Source organism: Streptomyces sp. NBC_00503, assembly GCF_036346895.1.
In the GTDB taxonomy this organism is placed as follows: Bacteria; Actinomycetota; Actinomycetes; order Streptomycetales; family Streptomycetaceae; genus Streptomyces.
This window is the reverse complement of record NZ_CP107855.1, coordinates 6,846,387-6,864,217: the sequence shown is the minus strand read 5'-3', so window position 1 is coordinate 6,864,217 and position 17,831 is coordinate 6,846,387. Positions and strand designations below refer to the sequence as shown.

Annotated in this window: 22 protein-coding genes and 1 tRNA gene; 8 read left to right on the top strand and 15 right to left on the bottom strand. The window is 72.1% G+C overall.

The genetic code is table 11. From position 1 onward, the window contains the following. Window positions 1–56: 56 nt before the first annotated feature. Window positions 57–449, bottom strand: a complete 393-nt coding sequence (locus OG490_RS31270) for a TOBE domain-containing protein (RefSeq protein WP_330299621.1) — start codon at window positions 447–449, stop codon at window positions 57–59. Between the two features lie 146 nt (window positions 450–595). On the opposite strand from OG490_RS31270, the gene OG490_RS31265 reads away from it, so the two are divergent. Continuing rightward, complete coding sequence (locus OG490_RS31265) at window positions 596–1,012, top strand: VOC family protein (protein WP_330299620.1); 417 nt, start codon at window positions 596–598, stop codon at window positions 1,010–1,012. A gap of 180 nt (window positions 1,013–1,192) precedes the next feature. Continuing rightward, a complete protein-coding gene (locus OG490_RS31260; RefSeq protein WP_330299619.1) occupies window positions 1,193–3,586 on the top strand; it encodes an excinuclease ABC subunit UvrA in 2,394 nt (797 codons plus the stop codon). A 46-nt stretch (window positions 3,587–3,632) separates the two neighbouring features. Here OG490_RS31260 and OG490_RS31255 read toward each other — a convergent pair whose 3' ends face one another. Continuing rightward, window positions 3,633–4,529 (bottom strand): LysR family transcriptional regulator ArgP, encoded by an 897-nt coding sequence (locus OG490_RS31255; protein WP_330299618.1) that lies wholly within the window; start codon window positions 4,527–4,529, stop codon window positions 3,633–3,635. Between the two features lie 70 nt (window positions 4,530–4,599). Between OG490_RS31255 and OG490_RS31250 the strand changes: the two genes are divergently transcribed. The 3 genes from OG490_RS31250 (at window position 4,600) to OG490_RS31240 (ending at window position 7,393) form a co-directional block, all read left to right on the top strand. After that, window positions 4,600–5,271: a LysE/ArgO family amino acid transporter gene (locus OG490_RS31250; RefSeq protein ID WP_330299617.1), complete on the top strand. Its 672-nt coding sequence runs from the start codon at window positions 4,600–4,602 to the stop codon at window positions 5,269–5,271. A gap of 111 nt (window positions 5,272–5,382) precedes the next feature. Beyond that, on the top strand, window positions 5,383–6,438 hold the full coding sequence (locus OG490_RS31245; RefSeq protein ID WP_330299616.1) for an NUDIX hydrolase: 1,056 nt from the start codon (window positions 5,383–5,385) through the stop codon (window positions 6,436–6,438). A 28-nt stretch (window positions 6,439–6,466) separates the two neighbouring features. Further along, entirely contained in the window at window positions 6,467–7,393 is a 927-nt protein-coding gene (locus OG490_RS31240; RefSeq protein ID WP_330299615.1) for an ADP-ribosylglycohydrolase family protein, read from the top strand. Window positions 7,394–7,404: 11 nt separating this feature from the next. Here the strand turns inward: OG490_RS31240 and OG490_RS31235 are convergent, their stop codons facing one another. The 4 genes from OG490_RS31235 to OG490_RS31220 all read right to left on the bottom strand — a co-directional run bounded on the left by OG490_RS31235 (window position 7,405) and on the right by OG490_RS31220 (window position 10,286). After that, a complete protein-coding gene (locus tag OG490_RS31235; RefSeq protein ID WP_330299614.1) occupies window positions 7,405–8,058 on the bottom strand; it encodes a DUF1326 domain-containing protein in 654 nt (217 codons plus the stop codon). Window positions 8,059–8,227: 169 nt separating this feature from the next. Beyond that, entirely contained in the window at window positions 8,228–9,064 is an 837-nt protein-coding gene (locus tag OG490_RS31230; RefSeq protein ID WP_330299613.1) for a DUF2182 domain-containing protein, read from the bottom strand. A 108-nt stretch (window positions 9,065–9,172) separates the two neighbouring features. Then, window positions 9,173–10,039, bottom strand: a complete 867-nt coding sequence (locus tag OG490_RS31225; protein WP_330299612.1) for a PhzF family phenazine biosynthesis protein — start codon at window positions 10,037–10,039, stop codon at window positions 9,173–9,175. 10 nt (window positions 10,040–10,049) lie between these two features. Further along, window positions 10,050–10,286 carry a hypothetical protein gene (locus tag OG490_RS31220; protein WP_330299611.1) on the bottom strand — a complete coding sequence of 79 codons (237 nt, stop codon included), beginning with the start codon at window positions 10,284–10,286 and terminating at the stop codon, window positions 10,050–10,052. Window positions 10,287–10,374: 88 nt separating this feature from the next. Between OG490_RS31220 and OG490_RS31215 the strand changes: the two genes are divergently transcribed. Then, window positions 10,375–11,370: an ArsR/SmtB family transcription factor gene (locus tag OG490_RS31215; RefSeq protein WP_330299610.1), complete on the top strand. Its 996-nt coding sequence runs from the start codon at window positions 10,375–10,377 to the stop codon at window positions 11,368–11,370. Window positions 11,371–11,704: 334 nt separating this feature from the next. Here OG490_RS31215 and OG490_RS31210 read toward each other — a convergent pair whose 3' ends face one another. The 4 genes from OG490_RS31210 to OG490_RS31195 all read right to left on the bottom strand — a co-directional run bounded on the left by OG490_RS31210 (window position 11,705) and on the right by OG490_RS31195 (window position 13,396). Then, window positions 11,705–11,866: a hypothetical protein gene (locus OG490_RS31210; protein WP_330299609.1), complete on the bottom strand. Its 162-nt coding sequence runs from the start codon at window positions 11,864–11,866 to the stop codon at window positions 11,705–11,707. Between the two features lie 13 nt (window positions 11,867–11,879). Beyond that, the gene (locus OG490_RS31205) at window positions 11,880–12,278 is read right to left on the bottom strand and encodes a hypothetical protein (protein WP_330299608.1); all 399 of its coding nucleotides are present in this window, start codon (window positions 12,276–12,278) and stop codon (window positions 11,880–11,882) included. An 11-nt stretch (window positions 12,279–12,289) separates the two neighbouring features. Further along, on the bottom strand, window positions 12,290–12,874 hold the full coding sequence (locus OG490_RS31200) for a DUF6585 family protein (protein ID WP_330299607.1): 585 nt from the start codon (window positions 12,872–12,874) through the stop codon (window positions 12,290–12,292). A gap of 445 nt (window positions 12,875–13,319) precedes the next feature. Continuing rightward, a tRNA-Pro gene (locus OG490_RS31195) sits at window positions 13,320–13,396 on the bottom strand. A gap of 154 nt (window positions 13,397–13,550) precedes the next feature. Here OG490_RS31195 and OG490_RS31190 point away from each other — a divergent pair. Together OG490_RS31190 and OG490_RS31185 are read left to right on the top strand one after the other, a co-directional pair. Beyond that, window positions 13,551–14,252: a transketolase gene (locus OG490_RS31190; protein ID WP_330299606.1), complete on the top strand. Its 702-nt coding sequence runs from the start codon at window positions 13,551–13,553 to the stop codon at window positions 14,250–14,252. An 11-nt stretch (window positions 14,253–14,263) separates the two neighbouring features. Next, the gene (locus OG490_RS31185; protein ID WP_330299605.1) at window positions 14,264–15,163 is read left to right on the top strand and encodes a transketolase family protein; all 900 of its coding nucleotides are present in this window, start codon (window positions 14,264–14,266) and stop codon (window positions 15,161–15,163) included. Between the two features lie 74 nt (window positions 15,164–15,237). On the opposite strand, the gene OG490_RS31180 is transcribed toward OG490_RS31185, so the two are convergent. The 5 genes from OG490_RS31180 to OG490_RS31160 form a co-directional block, all read right to left on the bottom strand. Next, the gene (locus tag OG490_RS31180; RefSeq protein WP_330299604.1) at window positions 15,238–15,633 is read right to left on the bottom strand and encodes an MmcQ/YjbR family DNA-binding protein; all 396 of its coding nucleotides are present in this window, start codon (window positions 15,631–15,633) and stop codon (window positions 15,238–15,240) included. A 114-nt stretch (window positions 15,634–15,747) separates the two neighbouring features. Then, window positions 15,748–16,326 carry a GAF domain-containing protein gene (locus tag OG490_RS31175; protein ID WP_330299603.1) on the bottom strand — a complete coding sequence of 193 codons (579 nt, stop codon included), beginning with the start codon at window positions 16,324–16,326 and terminating at the stop codon, window positions 15,748–15,750. 20 nt (window positions 16,327–16,346) lie between these two features. Beyond that, window positions 16,347–16,958 carry a GTP-binding protein gene (locus OG490_RS31170; RefSeq protein ID WP_330299602.1) on the bottom strand — a complete coding sequence of 204 codons (612 nt, stop codon included), beginning with the start codon at window positions 16,956–16,958 and terminating at the stop codon, window positions 16,347–16,349. After that, a complete protein-coding gene (locus OG490_RS31165; RefSeq protein ID WP_330299601.1) occupies window positions 16,936–17,274 on the bottom strand; it encodes a DUF742 domain-containing protein in 339 nt (112 codons plus the stop codon). Before OG490_RS31165 ends, OG490_RS31170 begins: the two co-directional genes overlap by 23 nt. Before the next feature lie 110 nt (window positions 17,275–17,384). After that, window positions 17,385–17,813 carry a roadblock/LC7 domain-containing protein gene (locus OG490_RS31160; RefSeq protein WP_330299600.1) on the bottom strand — a complete coding sequence of 143 codons (429 nt, stop codon included), beginning with the start codon at window positions 17,811–17,813 and terminating at the stop codon, window positions 17,385–17,387. Window positions 17,814–17,831: the final 18 nt, after the last annotated feature.

Sequence of the window (17,831 nt, the reverse complement as noted above, 5' to 3'; positions counted from 1 at the left end):
AGCCGCCGTGGGGGGACGGCGGGACAGCGCACCCCTCTCGCCCGGAGCGCCGCCCCTTACGCCCGGTCGATGAACACGCTCGTCGACTTCACCCGGGCCGTCGCCCGCGCCCCGACCTCCAGCCCGAGCTCCTCCACCGCTTCCCGCGTCAGCAGCGACACGACGCGGTGCGGCCCTGCCTGGATCTCCACCTGCGCGTCGACCGTGCCGAGCTTGACCCCGGTCACGATGCCGGGGAAGGCGTTGCGCGCCGAGGTGTACGGGGCTTCGTCGCCCTCGGCACCCTCCTGCGCGACCTCCACGCAGAACGCGGCCAGGTCGGGGCCGTCCACCATGCGCCGCGTGCCCTCGCGGCGCGTCGGGAACCGGTCCGCGTCCGCCCATCGCCGGGCCGTGTCAACGCTGACGCCGAGCAGCCGAGCCGCCTGGCCGATCGTGTAGGACTCCATGTCAGCAGCCTATGCCCTGCGCGCGGGCTCTTCGCAGGCCAGGGGCGCCGGGACCAGTCGTCACCGTGATCTCCATGCGGCCGGCCGGGGCAAGCGGTCAGGAATGGAGAAGCCTTTCCGGACCGGCCGCCCGTAGCGTGAAACCCATGGAAATCAACCTTTCGCAGTGCTTCATCGCCGTCGACGACCACGACAAGGCGCTCGGCTTCTACCGTGACGCCCTCGGCCTGGAGGTGCTCAAGGACGTCGGGTTCGGCGGGATGCGCTGGGTGACCGTGGGCTCCCCCGCGCAGCCGGGCGTGGAGATCGTCCTCGAACCGCCGCTGGCCGACCCCAACGCCTCGGCCGCCGACAGGGAGGCCATGGCGGAACTGCTCGCCAAGGGCCTGCTGCGCGGCGTGATCTTCTCGACCGACGACGTCGACGCCACCTTCGACCACATCCGCGCCAGCGGCGCCGAGGTCCTCCAGGAGCCGGTGGACCAGCCGTACGGCGTCCGCGACTGCGCCTTCCGGGACCCGGCCGGCAACATGATCCGCTTCAGTCGGCCCCGCGCACAGTGAGCGGCTGCGCCACCGCGAACTGACACGCCACGACCGCTGGTTGACCCGACGCCCCGCCCTCGTGCAACCGCGGGACGGTGTCGGTCGTACGGGCGTTGCGCCGCCCCGGCCGACACCGCCGATCGGGTAAACAGAGGAATGTCGCCGCGCACGCGGCCCCGTCGAGCTGATGGAGAGACGATGAGCAAGGCCAGGAAGACGGACAGCCGGTCGGACAGCCACGACGTGATCCGTGTGCACGGCGCGCGCGTGAACAACCTCAAGGACGTCAGCGTAGAGATCCCCAAGCGCCGGCTGACGGTCTTCACCGGGGTCTCCGGCTCGGGCAAGAGCTCACTGGTCTTCGGCACCATCGCCGCCGAGTCGCAGCGGCTGATCAACGAGACCTACAGCGCCTTCGTGCAGGGGTTCATGCCCACGCTCGCGCGCCCCGAGGTCGACGTGCTCGAAGGGCTGACCACGGCCATCTCGGTGGACCAGCAGCGGCTGGGCGGCGACCCCCGCTCCACGGTCGGCACCGCCACCGACGCCAACGCGATGCTGCGCATCCTCTTCAGCCGGCTCGGGAAGCCGCACATCGGTGCGCCCCAGGCCTTCTCCTTCAACGTGGCCTCGGTCCAGGCGAGCGGTGCCTACAAGGTCGACCGCGGCACCGACCGGACCAAGACCGTCAAGCGGACCTTCAGCCGCACCGGCGGCATGTGTACGCGCTGCGAGGGCCGGGGCGCGGTCTCCGACATCGACCTCACCCAGCTCTACGACGATTCCAAGTCGCTCGCCGAAGGTGCGTTCACCATCCCCGGCTGGAAGTCCGACAGCTTCTTCACCGTGCGGGTCTACGCCGAGTCGGGCCTCCTCGATCCCGACAAGCCGATCCGCAAGTACACCAAGCGCGAGATGCAGGACTTCCTGTACCGGGAGCCGACCAAGGTGAAGGTCGAGGGTGTGAACCTCACCTTCGAGGGGCTGATCCCCAAGATCCAGAAGTCCTTCCTGTCCAAGGACAAGGAGGCGATGCAGCCGCACATCCGGGCGTTCGTGGAGCGGGCGGTCACCTTCACCACCTGCCCCGACTGCGAGGGCACCCGGCTCACCGAGGGGGCCCGGTCCTCGAAGATCGAGAAGATCAGCATCGCGGACGCCTGCGCGATGCAGATCAGCGACCTGGCCGCATGGGTACGGGGCCTCGACGAGCCCTCGGTCGCCCCGCTGCTCGACGCGCTGCGGCGGACGCTCGACTCGTTCGTGGAGATCGGCCTCGGCTACCTCTCGCTCGACCGGCCCTCGGGCACGCTGTCGGGCGGCGAGTCCCAGCGCGTCAAGATGATCCGCCACCTCGGCTCCTCGCTGACCGACGTGACCTACGTCTTCGACGAGCCCACCATCGGCCTGCACCCCCATGACATCCAGCGGATGAACGGCCTGCTGCTGCGGCTGCGGGACAAGGGCAACACGGTGCTCGTGGTGGAGCACAAGCCGGAGACCATCGTGATCGCCGACCACATCGTCGACCTCGGCCCCGGCGCCGGCTCGGCGGGCGGCACCGTCTGCTTCGAGGGCACCGTCGAGGGGCTGCGGACCGGCGGCACCATCACCGGCCGCCATTTCGACGACCGGGCCGCCGTCAAGGAGACGGTGCGCAAGCCCACCGGCACGCTGGAGATCCGCGGCGCCACGGCGCACAACCTCCAGAACATCGACGTCGACATCCCGCTCGGTGTGCTCGCCGTGGTCACGGGTGTGGCCGGATCCGGCAAGAGCTCGCTCGTGCACGGCTCGCTGCCCGGCCGGTCGGGGGCGCTCGGCGCGGAGGTGATCTCGGTCGACCAGGGCGCGATCCGCGGTTCGCGGCGGAGCAACCCGGCCACGTACACGGGACTGCTCGACCCGATCCGCAAGGCCTTCGCCAAGGCCAACGGGGTCAAGCCCGCCCTGTTCAGCGCCAACTCCGAGGGCGCCTGCCCCAACTGCAACGGCATCGGGGTCGTCTACACCGACCTGGCGATGATGGCCGGCGTGGCCACCACCTGCGAGGTGTGCGAAGGCAGGCGCTTCGACGCCTCGGTCCTGGAGCACCACCTCGGCGGCCGCGACATCAGCGAGGTACTGGCCATGTCGGTGGCCGAGGCCGAGGAGTTCTTCGCCGCGGGTGAGGCCGCCACCCCGGCCGCGCACCGCATCCTCGTCCGGCTCGCCGACGTCGGACTCGGCTACGTCACCCTCGGCCAGCCGCTCACCACGCTGTCGGGCGGGGAGCGGCAGCGGCTCAAGCTGGCCACGCACATGTCCGAGAAGGGCGGGGTCTACGTCCTGGACGAGCCGACGGCCGGCCTCCACCTCGCCGACGTCGAGCAACTGCTCGGCCTGCTCGACCGGCTCGTCGACTCCGGGAAGTCGGTCATCGTCGTCGAACACCACCAGGCGGTGATGGCGCACGCCGACTGGATCATCGACCTCGGCCCCGGCGCGGGCCACGACGGCGGCCGGATCGTCTTCGAAGGCACCCCGGCCGACCTGGTCGCCGCCCGCTCCACCCTCACCGGCGAGCACCTCGCGGCCTACGTCGGCGCCTGAGGCACGGCCGGGTACGGCCTGCTGCGGCGGGGGAAACTCACAAGACCTAGTGAAGTGCCCCCGCCGCCGCCTGCGCGATCACCGACGCCACCGTCGACAGCGCGGGCGAATCGAGCTTCCACTGCTGCCAGTACAGCGGTACGTCGAGCTTGCGCCCCGGCGCGATGACCACCAGCCGCCCCTGCTCCACCAACGGCCCCGCCTGCGGGTCCGGCACCATCGCCCAGCCCAGCCCGGCGACCGCGGCGTCGCAGAACCCCTCCGAGGTGGGCACGTAGTGCCGTACCTCCGAGGCGCCGGACCCCTCGTCCCCCGTCAGCATCCGCACGAAGCGGTCCTGGATCAGGTCCCGCCGGTCGAAGACGACCACCGGGGCCACCCGCAGGTCCCGGTCCACCCTCCCCTTCAGGTGCCGGGCCGCGAACCCCGGGCTCGCCACCGGCAGGTACCGCGCGAGCCCCAGCTTGCGCACCGTGCACCCCGCCACCGCCTCCGGCTGCGAGGTCACGGCCGCCATCACGCGGCCGTCCCGCAGCAGCTCGGTCGCGTGCCCCTCGTCCTCGCGGTGCAGTTCGAAGCAGACGGGCGGATCCTGCGGCACCCGGGTCAGCGCGGGCAGGAACCACGTGGCCAGCGAGTCCGCGTTGACCGCGATCGGCAGCCGCACCGGCCCAAGGCCCCGCGCCATCCCGAGTTCGGCCCGCGCGTCCCGCTCCAGCCGGGCCAGCTGCCGCGCGAAGCGCAGGACGACCTCCCCGGACTCGGTCGCGCGCACCGGTTTGGTCCGCATCAGCAGCACCCGCCCGGTCCGCTGCTCCAGCGCCTTGACGCGCTGGCTGACGGCGGAGGGGGTCACGTGCAGGGCGGCGGCCGCCGCGTCGAAGGTGCCCCCGTCGATCACCGCGAGCAGCGTCCGCACCTGGTCCACAGGCAGTTCATCCATCACAGCGGCTAATGCTAGATAAGAATCTTTAGCTGTACTATGCACGCCACGCCCGCCTACGGTCGAAGGCATGACACACGGCATCATCCCGGCGGGCCTCGCGGGCTTCGGAACCGGACTTTCCCTCATCGTGGCCATCGGCGCCCAGAACGCCTTCGTCCTGCGCCAGGGCGTACGCCGCCACTCGGTCCTCGCCGTGGTCGCCATCTGCGCCCTCTCCGACGCGGCCCTTATCGCCCTCGGCGTGGCCGGAGTCGGCGCGTTCGTCACCGCCTGGCCACCCGCGCTCACCCTGGTCGGCCTCGTCGGCGGGGCCTTCCTGATCTGCTACGGGATCCTCGCCGCCCGCCGGACGCTGCGCCCCGCTCCCGGCGCCGCCCTCGGGGCCGAGGGGGCGGACTCCGCCTCCGGTCCCGCAGCCGACACCGGTTCCGGCACCGGTTCCGGTTCCGGCACCACCCGGGCCGCCGTGCTGACCTGCCTGGCCATGACCTGGCTCAACCCCCACGTGTACCTGGACACGGTGCTGCTGCTCGGCTCCCTCGCTGCCGACCGGGGCGACCTGCGCTGGGCCTTCGGCATCGGAGCGGGTCTGGCGAGCCTGGTCTGGTTCGGCGCGCTGGGCTACGGTGCCCGGCTGCTCAGCGGCCTGTTCGCCCGGCCCTCGTCCTGGCGGGTCCTCGACGGGCTCGTGGCGGCGACCATGGTCACGATGGGCGGCCTGCTCCTGGCCCGGGCCTGAAGCCCGCCCGCCAGCCCGCCCACCCGCCCGCCGCAATCTCCGGCTCCGGCTCCCGCCTGGAACAGAATGGGGCTGCCCAGCAGAGCCGACCCCGTACCTCCAGGAGACCCCGTGCCGGACGCCCCCTCCCCACCCGACTCGGTCCGGGCCTACTACGCCGCGCAGTCCGCTCCCCTCATGGCCGCCACCGGGATCGTGCTGGACTCCCGCGGGCGGGTCCTCGTACTGACCACCTCGTACAAGACGGAACGGGAACTCCCCGGCGGGGGCGTCGAGGACACCGAGACCCCGGAGGAAGGGCTGGCCAGGGAGCTGAAGGAGGAACTGGACCTGAGCATTCCGGTCGGGCGGCTGCTCGCCGTGGACTCCCGCCCGCCGGGACCCCTCGGGCGCTCCCTCGTCGTCCACGCCCACCTCGTCGGACCACTGACGCCCGAGGAGGCCTCCGCGATCTCCTTCCCGGACGGCGAGGTCACCGAGGCCCACTGGCTCACCCCGGACGAGGCCTACGAGGCCCTGCCCGCCCGGGTCGCGCCCCGGCTCCGCGCCGGACTGGCCGCCCTGCACACGGGCTCCCTCGCACACCTGATCGACGGCGTCCCCCAGCCCGGATCCCCGGCCGGACTGGATCCGCAGCGCCGGGCGGCCCTGGAACACGCGGGCGCCTTCGACACCGCCGGCCACCGGGCCGCCCGCCCCAAGGCCCTCACGGCGGCGAGCGTGCTGTTCACCGATTCCGATGGCGCGGTGCTCCTGGTGCAGCCCGCGTACGGGGATCCGGACCACTGGCACCTGCCGGGCGGCGGCATCGACAGCGACCTCGGCGAGATCCCGCGGGCCGCCGCGCACCGCGAGGTCCGCGAGGAACTCGGCCTCGACGTCCCGCCGGGCCGGCTGCTGGCCGTCAACTGGTCCCACCGGCCCGGCTATCCGGCCCGCATCCGCTTCCTCTACGACGGCGGCACCCTCGACGCCCGCACCCTGGCCCGCATCCGGCTGCCCGCATCGGAGCTGCTCCAGTGGCGCACGGTCCCCCGGTCCGATCTCCGCTCCTTCGTGAAACCGGCCCTGCGCCGCCAGATCAAGGCCTGCCTCAAGGCCCGCGCCAAGGCCACCGGCCCCCTGGAACTCCACGCGGGCCGCCCGGTCGAAAACCCGGGTGCATGACCCGGAACCCCCCTGCCACCATGCGCACATGTCACTGTCCGACGAACCCGACCCGGCACGCGACTCCCTCGAAGGCCTGGCCCTCGGCGACGCCTTCGGCGAGCGCTGGTTCCCGCGCCTGCGCCGAGGCCAGACGGCCCTGGCCCAGATCCGGGAGCGCAGGACGCCCGAGGAGTCCCCGTGGAAATGGACGGACGACACCGCGATGGCGCTGTCGGTCCACCGGATCCTGACCCTCCACGGAGCCGTGCACCAGGACCAGTTGGCGGAGGCCTTCGCAGCGGCGTACCTCGACGACGCCTACCGCGGCTACGGGTACGGCATGCACCAGCTGCTGCCCGAGCTCGCGCGGGACCCGTCGAGCTGGCGCACCCGGGCACGGACCCTGTTCGGCGGTGAGGGCAGCCTCGGCAACGGAGCCGCGATGCGGGTGGCCCCGCTGGGTGCCTGGTTCCACGAGGACCTTGACGAGGTGGCGGAGCAGGCGGCCTTCTCCGCGGAGGTCACGCACGCCCACCCCGAGGGCATCGCGGGAGCCGTGGCCGTGGCCCTGGCCGCCGCACTGGCGGCCCGCAGCCGCGGCGCAGCCGCGCCCCTGCCCCCGGCTCTGCTGCACGAGGTCGCCGACCGCACTCCGGCGGGCCCCGTGGCCGAGGGGCTGCGCCAGGCCGCCGCCCTCCCCGGCGACACCGCCCCGAGCCGGGCCGCCGAAATCCTGGGCAACGGCCTGCGGATCCGCGCGAGCGACACGGTCCCCTTCGCCCTGTGGTCGGCCGCCCACCACATGGACAGCCTCACCGACGCCCTGTGGACCACCGCCGAGGGCCTCGGCGACGTGGACACCACCTGTGCCATCACCGGCGGCACGGTCGCCGCCCGTACGGGCACCGCCGCCGCCCCCGCCTCCTGGCACTCCCGCCGCGAGCCGCTCCCGTCCTGGCTCGCGGCCTCGTAGCCTGGTAGCTGCTAGTTCGGGCCGGTCCAGTCGAAGGTGATGTGCTTGCTGGACTGGCCCTCCCGGCTCCAGTGGAAGCCGAAGGCGTCGGCGCGGTCCGCGGTGGAGCGGCCCCAGGTCGCCACCTGTCCCGGGCCGGTCTCCGCGCCCGGCAGGTTGGTCGACTGGACCCGCGCGCCCTGCGGCGTCGTCGGGCCGGTGAGGGCCACGGCGCTCGCCTCGACCCGGCCGGGGATCGTGGCGCGCCAGCCGCCGAGGTCTTCGTCGACGTCGATCTGGATGGGGGCGAAGTCCATGCCCCGCATCTCGGCGTCCATCATGGTCACCATCTCGGCGGGCCAGCTGCCCGCCTGGCCACCGAAGATCATCTGTAGGGCTTCGCGCTGCCCGTCGTCGGCACGCTCGTCGAGGAACACCGCCGCGTACGTGTCGGTGTGCTCCGCCCAGATGTTGCCGGCGAAGGAGCCGAGCATCAGCACGTTGAGGCCGTCCAGGCGCACCTCGCCGTAGTTGCCCTCGCGGATGTGCCAGGCGAGGACGCCGTCGCATTCCCCGTCGGTGGGCAATTGGGCGAAGGAGCAGGGGCAGGGGATGTTGCACCTGCAGGTGTCGAACCAGTCCCCGGCCGCGTGCCATCTCGGGACGGTCACTGTCGTCGCGGACATCTCATCACCTCCGTACGGCCCTGCCCCGGGCAGGCAGTACGTGGTCGGCAATGCCCCGCCGGACATCACCACGGGCGCTCGGCGGCACGGGTCATCACATCGATTCTCCTCCTTTCCCCGAGATCGGAAAACCTGAGGGCGCTGGAGGCCGCGCGGACGCGGCCGCCGCTCAGAGCCGGCCCGCCATCCGGTTCATCTCCTCCATCGGGGGAGCGTTCTGCAGGCCCGGCAGCAGCCAGTCCTGGAAGGGGGCGAGAGCCGCCAGGACGAGGAAGGCGATCCCGATGGCCCGGGCGAGCCAGGGGCCCCGCCGCCACAGCTTCTCCAGGAAGATCACCACGGCGACGGCCGCCATGGCCGCCACGTTCATCACGCCGAGCGGGATCAGGACGAGCATCAGCCCCCAGCAGCAGCCGACGCAGTACACCCCGTGGTGCGCGCCGACCCGCAGGTCCTTCGCCCACGGCCGGAACCGCGAGTACCGCAGCAGCTGGAACATCGGATTGCGGCAGTGCCGCAGGCAGACCCGCTTCAGCGGCCCGAACTGGTGCAGCCCCGCGAGGAGGAAGGCTCCCGCCCCGATCCAGCGGCCCACCTGCGGATCACCGCGCACCAGGTCCCCGGTCAGCGCCAGGGCGCCGTACGCGAGCAGTCCGAAGCCGGTCCAGGCCAGCAGGTACCCGATGACGAACTCGGCGACGTACAGCGCGCGGACCGCCGGAGCCGCCGGGCGGCGGCTGATCCCCCGCACCCAGGTGATGGCGACCGGGGCCACCGACGGCAGCATCATCGCCGCCATCATCACGACCCACAGCAGCAGGAAGAGCGGGAGCGCCAGGCCCATGGTGCCGGGCTCCATCCCCATCTGCCGGGCCTGCCCGATCGTGAGCACCCACGCGAGTACGGCGATCAGCACCATCAGCGTCCAGCCGACCGCCAGATCACGCCGGGGCAGAAGGACTCCGGGCCCGGCCGGCACGGGCCCTTCGAGACGGACGTGCGGCATGGCGGGCCTCCCGGGGGCGCCGTTGCCCGAGGACACCTCCAGCTCAGCACAGAACCCGCGGGGCAGCCATGCAAGGGGATCGCGGCAGAGCCTTCGACTGGTCGGCTTCTACACCGGCGGGAGCTCGTGGAGGCGTCCCTCCGCGACGAAGGCGACGGTGCCCCCGACGCGCACGGAGCGGATGTCCTGGCCGTGGCCCTGCGCGCTGACGGCCATTTCACTGGGGCGCCCGGTGAAGCGTCCCTGATGCAGGAGGGTCCGCTCGCCCGCGCCGATGCGGCCGTGGCGGCGCAGATAGGCAGCGGCGCAGCCCGCGCCGCTTCCGGTGGCGACGTCTTCGAGGATTCCGTCGTTGTTCCAGTGCCGCCCCTCCAGGGCGGCGGCGTCGAGGAGGTAGGCGAACTGGGCGCCGAGGCGGGCCAGGGGCGCATCGAGCGGCGTGGTGACGCGGGCGCGGGCCAGGGCGGCGCCGCGTACGGGGAGCACCAGGTAGCGCAGGCCGGTGGAGACGATCTCCGGGGGCAGGGCGGGGTCCAGGTCGGCCGGTTCGAGGGCGAACAGGGCGGCGAGGCCGTGCGGGTCGGGGCGGCCGAGGAACTCGGCGCCGCCCTGGCCGAGGAGGCTCGCGTACTGGCCAGGGCCGCGTCGTTCGGTGGCGACCTCCACCGTCCGGACCGGCAGGCGCAGGGTCCAGGTCTCGTGGTCAGAAGTGCCGTGGAGGGCGTGCAGGACAGCGGCGGCGCCGATGAGGGGGTGGCCGGCGAAGTCCAGTTCCTCGGTGAGGTCGAAGACGCGCGCCCGCCGGGTGCGCTCCGATGCCCCGTCCCGGAACAGGAACACGGACTCGAAGTGCCGCAGTTCCCGGGTGATGGTCTGCATCTGTGCGCCGGTCAGCGCCTCGGCGTCGGGGAACACCGCGAGGCTGTTCCCGCTGTAGGGGCGGTCCGTGAAGACGTCGACATGGTGATAGCGCACGGGGCCGACGTTACCTGGGGAGTTCGCGTGCGGTCCGCAGCGGTGAGAGCAGGAGGGGGAGGGCGAGCAGGGTGACGGCCGTGCCGGCCTGGCTGACGGTGTCGCCGATCCAGAAGCGGCGGAAGTCCGCCAGTCGCCAGAGGGCGGGGCGGCCGCCGGAACCGCCCGTACCGCTGTCCTTGGTTCCTTCGCCGGTGTCGCCGGCGTCGTTGGCCTCGTTGGCGTCGTTGGTGAGAGAGATCGTCATGACGGCGAACACCATCACCCTGGGCGGGGCAGCCATTGTTTTAGTCTGGGTGAAAACGTCATCCAGGCGGGGCGGGCGGGGCGCGGGCATGCGCATGGGCATGGGCATGGGCGAGGTGCTCTTCGGGGTGGACGACATGGCCAACCTCAGGTTCGCGATGTCGCCGTTGTGGGAGACCGCCGCCAGTCTGCGAGCGGTGGCCGATCCCGGGCGGCATGCCGTCCATCTGCCGCGGATCAAGCAGGCGTTGGCTCTCCGGCAGGACCGGAGCCTCGCCGCGAAGACAGGGTCGCTGCACGCCCTGGTGGCTTCGGACGGCACGGTGCGCAGCTTCCTGACGCCGCCTCCACGCTGTCCGCTGGCCGAGATGGAGGAGGAGCTCGCCGTGCTCGCGTCCCTCCCGGCCGAGGGGGTGCGCGCCGGGCTCGAAGCAGCCGGTCGGCGCACGCCGCTGACCGACTTCGAGCGGCGGCTGGCCGAAGACCCCGGACGGGTCCTGCCCGAACTGGCCGACGCCGTGCTCGCCTGGTGGCAGGCAGCCGTACGACCGCACTGGCCTCGGATCCGTGCCGTACTGGAAGCCGATGTCGCATACCGGACCCGCCAGCTCGGCGAGGACGGCATCCGGGAGGTGCTCGCCCACCTCCATCCCGCGCTGCGGTGGGCGGACGACCGCCTGGTGTCCGCCGACCTGCCGGCCGGGGAACTCCGCCTGGCCGGGCACGGAATCACCCTGGCACCCAGCGCGTTCGCGGTCCGCTGCCACCTGCTGGCCGGACTCGGCGGGGCACCGCCGTGTGCGATCTACCCGTCGCGCGCAGTGGGCACCTTGTGGGAACGGCGTGACGCCGCCGGGGACGGCCTGGCGCGCCTGCTGGGCCACAGCAGGGCACGGATCCTCGCCCACACGAGCTCACCGTCCACCACGACCGGGCTGGCCGGACGGACCGGCCTGAGCCTGGGCGCGGTCTCGCAGCACCTCGCCGTACTGCGCGATGCGGGCCTGGTCACCAGCCACCGCTACCGGCGCGAGGTCCACTACAAGGCGAGCGACCTCGGCATCGCGCTGCTGGACCGGGCCTAGGTCGTCTCTTTCGGATCTTGTCGGTCTGGTCCGCGTCGTCCGGTGGCGTGCCTCGGCGCGCTGCCGTGGCTCCCGCGTACTGGACGTACTCGGGTGCCGCGGCAGTGCGCCGAGGTGCGGTGCCGGGCGGCGCGGACCCGGCAAGATCCGAAAGAGACGGCCTAGTGCTGAGGCCGGAAAGGTTTGCCTGCCCGTGCCGCCCGGTGCCGTGCCTCGCCGCACCCCGACGAATGGCGGACCAGCACGCCCGCCGGCACCCCCGATGAACAGGACGCCGAGCAGGCGATCCGCGACCACATGACCTCCATGCCTGCCACCTCTGGCGCTGTGGCCGCTACTGCCGGGCCACGAACAGCGCGCACACCCCGCCCAGTGTGATCAGAATCGGCAGCACCCATGCGGTGGTCAGCAGGAACGCCACCACCCCGAGGGCGATAGTGAGCACGGCCAGCACCATGCTCTGCACGTCGATGCCCGTCGTCGTCCCGTCGGTCATGTGGTACTCCCCCTCAGCTGATGGCAGGTCCGTCACCGCACAGGGCGCGGATCGAGCCGGTGGCCTTGTCCATGTCGTCCCGGTCGAGCCACTTCCAGCCCGAGCCTTGCAGGAGGTCGTCGCCGATCCGGTCGGCGTCGGCCCGGACAGCGTCCTGAGCCGTGCCGCGATAGTCCTCGGCGGCGTCCCGCAGATCCTTGATCTCGTCCTCGATCGAACCGCTCGCCGAGCTCAACGCGCTGAACTTGCCGCACACTTCAGCCCGGTCCGTCGGCCAGTCCACGAGCGCGGCGATGACGAAGAGCACCACCGCGAGCACGAAGATGAACCGGACGGTGGACCGGTTCTCCCGGACGGTGTCCCGGGGATCGCCCCAAGGCCGGGGCGACGAGGAATCCTGCTGGTCCGTCACGAACGGCCCACTCAACCCTGGGCCTTGAAGCGCTGGCACACATTGAGGAACAGATTCACGTTGGCGATGTTCTGCAGCCCCGAGCTGTCCACGGTGGTCCGCCGGAGCTTCTTGTTGAACAGCAACGTGCCGTCGTAGGCGGAGATGTCCGTGATCTCCGACCAGGCAGCCGCATGCTTCCGTCCGGCCACCCCCTGCCGGTCGACCTTGTACGGCCCGAAGTCCACCGTCTCACCGCGCTCGATCCGCGCGAGCACGCCGGGCAACTGCACCCGCGTGACGCACTCCTCGATGTGGTCCCCCCAGAACCTCGGCCAGAGGAACGCCGTGCCCTCGACCACCGAGGTGACCCCGAGAGCCTGCTTGTCCTCCTTGAGGAAGACCCGGATTCCGGGTCCGATGTTCAGTGCGACACCGCCCGGGTCCAGCAGGGTGTAACGCGCGTCACCCCGGGTGCTGAAGTACCGCAGGACCCGCAGGGTCCCCCAGTCGTACGCGGCCTCGAAGAGGTCGTCCCCCCGGGATACCCGCGCGGTCCGCGCGACCACACCGCCGTCGTACAAGTAGAGCCGTGACTCATTGTGCTTCTTGGCCACCCAGCTCTGCTTCCGCCGAAACGTCCGCCGCCACTCTCCGAGCCCACGCCCGGCGGCAAGCGCCGCCGCTTGCGGCGTCGGCTGTTCGTAAGTGTCCTTCTCCTCCACGAGGCCCCCCGATTACCGAAGTTGACGATGTCTCACGTTAGCCATGTTGCCATGGAGACGAAGAGCCGCCCTCTGACGGATGAGGGAACGGCCTGCGACCTGCGTTTCCGCACGGCCTACCCTTCAGTGCACGGTGCACGCCCTCGATACCCGGGCTGTCATGCAACGGCAGCGGCTCGGACAGGGCAGGCCACCGCCGGCCGGCCGCGCTGCCGCCCGCCCGCGCGGCCACCGGCTTCACCACAGAGGAGACCCGGCGGCGACCACCGGCGTTCCGGGCATGGAAAAGGCCGCCCTCCCACGGATGAGAGAACGGCCTCCGACCTGCGTTTCCGCATGGTCGGGACGACAGGATTTGAACCTGCGACCCCTTGACCCCCAGTCAAGTGCGCTACCAAGCTGCGCCACGTCCCGATACCCGTTGACCTGGGGTTTCCCCTGGTTGAACGCGCAGGAGAACGATACCGCACTTCACGGGGTGGTCGCGCGCACGTTTCGTCGCCGCGTCGGAGGAGGGCGGCGAGGGGGGGCTTGACCTCAATCGTGCTTGAGGTTGGACGATCGGTCCATGACACAGGCAACCGCGGACACCGGGTTCCGCTACGAGGACCTCGCACCGCTCATCACGCTCATGACCGGCGACGACAAGCACGGTCCCGCCGCCTCGTCCACGCTCGACGCCCTGTGGGTGCTCTACGACCGGGTGCTGCGGGTCGGGCCCGACCGTGTCGAGGACCTGGGGCGGGACCGGTTCCTCTTGTCCAAGGGGCACGGACCGATGGCCTACTACGCCGTCCTCGCCGCCAAGGGGTTCATCCCCGTCGACTGGCTGAGCGGTTTCGGCACCTACGGCTCCCCGCTCGGGCACCACCCGGACCGCACGCTGATCCCCGGGGTGGAGATCGGCAGCGGCTCGCTCGGGCACGGGCTGCCGCTCGCCGTCGGGAGCGCACTCGGACTGCGGGCGCAGGGCCTGACCGACCCGGCCGTGTGGGTGCTGATCGGCGACGCCGAGCTGGACGAGGGAAGCAATCACGAGGCCATCGCGTACGCCGGCCCGGCCGGGCTGGAGCGACTGCACACGATCGTGATCGACAACGACTCCGCGACCCACGGCTGGCCCGGTGGCATCGCCTCCCGTTTCGAGGCGGCCGGCTGGTCGGCCGTCACCGTGGACGGCCGGGACCACGCGGCGCTGCACGCCGCCTGCACCGCACCGCATCCGGGTCGGCCGCACGCCGTGGTCGCCCGCGTCGAGAAGAAGCAGTAGGAGGGGAAGCCATGGACACCATGCGCGAACGGTTCGTCTCGGTCACATCGCACGTACTCGACGAGGATCCCCGGCTGGCGCTCGTGCTCGCCGAGATCACGATGGACGGCTTCCGCCCCGCCCGGGCCCGTCACCCCGACCGGGTGCTCAACGTGGGCATCCGCGAACAGCTGCTGATCGGCGTCGGCGGTGGACTCGCGCTCACGGGCCTGCGGCCCGTCGTGCACACCTTCGCCAGCTTCCTCGTGGAACGCCCGTTCGAACAGATCAAACTCGACTTCGGACACCAGGGCACGGGCGGGGTCCTGGTCAGCGCGAGCGCCAGCTACGACTCGTCAGCCAGCGGCTTCACCCATATGGCACCCGGCGACGTGGCCCTGCTGGACACCCTGGACGGCTGGACCGTCCACGTCCCGGGCCACCCCGACGAGGCCGAGGCACTGCTGCGACACGCGTACGCGGCCGGGGACGAAAAGGTGTACGTCCGGCTCTCCGCGCAGTCGAACGCCACGGCCCGCCCCGTCACCGGCCCGGGCTTCCAGACCGTACGGGAGGGACGCGCGGGTGTCGTGGTCGCCGTCGGGCCGCTGCTCGACAACGTCCTCGCCGCGACCGAGGGCGCGGACGTGACCGTCCTGTACGCGCCGACCGTACGACCCTTCGACGACGCGGCGCTGCGCGCTGCCGCCGAGCGTGCCGGGACCGACGTGGTCCTGGTCGAGCCGTACCTGGCGGGGACCTCGACGGCGGCCGCCAACGAGGCGCTGGCAGAGGTCCCCCACCGGGTTCTCGGCCTGGGCGTCGCCCGCGCCGAGCTGCGCCGCTACGGCACGATGGACGAGCACACGGCTGCCCACGGACTGGATCCGGCCTCACTGCGTGCACGGATCTCCGCCTTCATCCGTACGTGAGCAGACCCGGTCCGCCAGGCCTGCCGGTCTGCCAGACCTGCCGGACCGCCGCGTCGCCGCCGCCGCCCGCCCGCCTACCCGCCTTCCGCCGCGCCCGCGCCCGAGACCAGTTCGGGGTGGGACGCGGCGAGGCGCTTCGGGGCCACCTGGAGCCAGGAGTCCGTGAGGATCGAGCGGAGCTCACGGGTGTTCTCCACAGCCGCGAGGCGGACCCGGACCCAGGCGTAGTTGTCGTCGTGGCCGGGCCGTATGAAGAACTTCTCCGGCTCCGCCTCGATCAGTTCGGCCCGGTCCTCCTTGGGACACTTCACCCCGATCGAGGTGTCGTCGTCGGCCAGCGAAACGAAGATCTTCCCGCTCTTCCCGTCCTTGCCCCCGACCCGGAAGGTCGGCATGCCCCAGGCGAGCTTCTCGCTGCTGCCCGGAAGCGACAGTGCGATCGTCCGGACGTCGTGCGCCGTCGTGGCCATCCCCTCGACCCCTCTCCAGTCCTCTCGAGCCCCTGGTGATCCCTCGTCTTCGACGGTAGCCCCCGCCACTGACAACGACCCGGCCCCCGCGCGCCCCCGCCCTCCGGGCCGCCCTCAACCGCACCGGTCGCCCCGGCGTTGCCCCTCCCCCGCCCGGTCGTCCTCCCGCGCCTGTACGAGCTCCACCAGCTCCGCGGCCAGCGCCTTCACCGTCGCCAGCCCCGCCAGCCCCCACCGCCTCGGCACCAGGTCCACCGCGCACACCGTCCCCAGGACGATCCCGCGCCTGTCGATCAGCGGCGCGCCCACGTAGGAGCGCACCCCGCTCTCGTCCACGACGGCGTTGCCCGCGAAGCGCGCGAAGTCCCGTACGTCCTCCAGCACGAGGGCGCGGCGCCGCACCACCACGTGCGGGCAGTAGCCCCGGTCCCGGGTGAGCACCCGCGCCGGGTAGCCGCTCGCCGGGGCGTCGGCGGCGTGGTGCAGTCCGGCGAAGAACTGCCGTTCCTCGTCGATGAAGTTGATCCCGGCGTAGGGGGCCGCGAGTGCGTCCGCGACCTGCCGGGCGAAGGCGTCCAGTTCGCCGTCCGCCCGCTCCCCCAGGCCCAGTTCGCGCAGCCGGACCACCCGCGCGGGCGCCTCCCGGTCCACCGGCGTGAGCAGCAGGTGCCCGGTCGATTCGTAGTAGGTCATGGTGTCTCCCCCGAATCCCGTTACTCCGAATATTTCGAAGCGTTCGAATGGTTCGCATCGTTCGACAGCAGGTGGTGGACCAGGGCGGCCAGTGCCCCCGTGCCGGAGCCCGGCAGCCGCGCGTCGCACCGTACGACCGGCACGTCCGGCCCGAGCCCCACCGCTTCGCGCACCTCGTCGGCGGCGTAGCGGTGGCCGCCGTCGAACTCGTTCACGGCGACGATGAAGCCGATCCCGCGCCGCTCGAAGAAGTCCACGGCGGGAAAGCAGTCGGCGAGGCGGCGCGTATCGGCGAGCACCACCGCGCCCAGCGCGCCCGCGCACAGCTCCTCCCACAGGAACCAGAAGCGCTGCTGGCCGGGCGTCCCGAAGAGGTACAGGACGTGCCGTTCGTCCAGGGTGATCCGGCCGAAGTCCAGGGCCACGGTCGTGGACCTCTTCGCCTCGACCCCGTCCAGCGGGTCGGCGGCCTCGCTCAGCCCGCTCAGCAGCTCCTCCGTGCTCAGCGGCTCGATCTCGCTCACCGCGCCCACGAAGGTGGTCTTGCCCGCCCCGAAACCGCCCGCGACCAGGATCTTCAGGGTCGCGGGAGCCCCGTGGGGGGCCGGTTCAAAGCCGTTTGCGCAGGCCATCGAGCACCGCCCGGAGCAGGGACTGGTCATCGGCGGCGAACGATCCGCCGCTCGGGAAGCGCGGCGCCCGCACCGTCACGGCCCCGTGTTCCATCAAGTCGGACAGGAGCACCTTGACCACCACCGCGGGCAGTCGCAGGTGCCCCGCCACCTCGGCGACGGTGACGGCGGCCGCGCCGGCGCACAGCCGGAGCGCGAGCGCGTGCTCGGCTCCCAGCGGTGCGCGCGGGCGCACGCCGGTCGCCGTCACCAGCGAGAGCAGGTCGAGGGCGACGGCCGCCCGCGTCCGCCCGCCGCTCGCCGTGTAGGGGCGCATCACCCGTCCCGCCGAATCGTCCAGCCACGGACTGTCACGCGGCGCCCCCGATGCCGTGGTCCCCTTGGTCCCGGTCCCCTGCGTCCCTGCCCCCCTCGTCCCGGCCCTCATCACTCCGCGTCGGCGGCGAGCCGCCTCGGCGGCGCAGCCAGGTACGGGCGCACGCTCTTGACCAGCATGGCCATCTCGTAGCCGAGCACGCCGGCGTCGGCCTCCCGGTCCGCCAGTACGGCCAGGCAGGTGCCGGACCCCGCCGCCGATACGAAGACGAGGGCGGTGTCGAGCTCCACCACCACCTGGCGGACCTCGGCGCCGTCCGCGAACCGGGATCCGGCGCTGCGGCCCAGCGAGTACAGCCCGGAGGCGAGCGCCGCCAGGTGGTCGGCGCTGTCCGCGTCGAGCCCGTGCACACAGGTGACGAGCCCGTCCGCGGTCAGCAGCACCGCGCTGCGCGTGTACGGAACCCGTTGGACCAGGCCGCTGAGCAGCCAGTCGAGGTCCGAGAGCCGACTGGTCGTGGTCGCCACTTCGCCGCCCATGGGGGTGCGCTCCTTAGC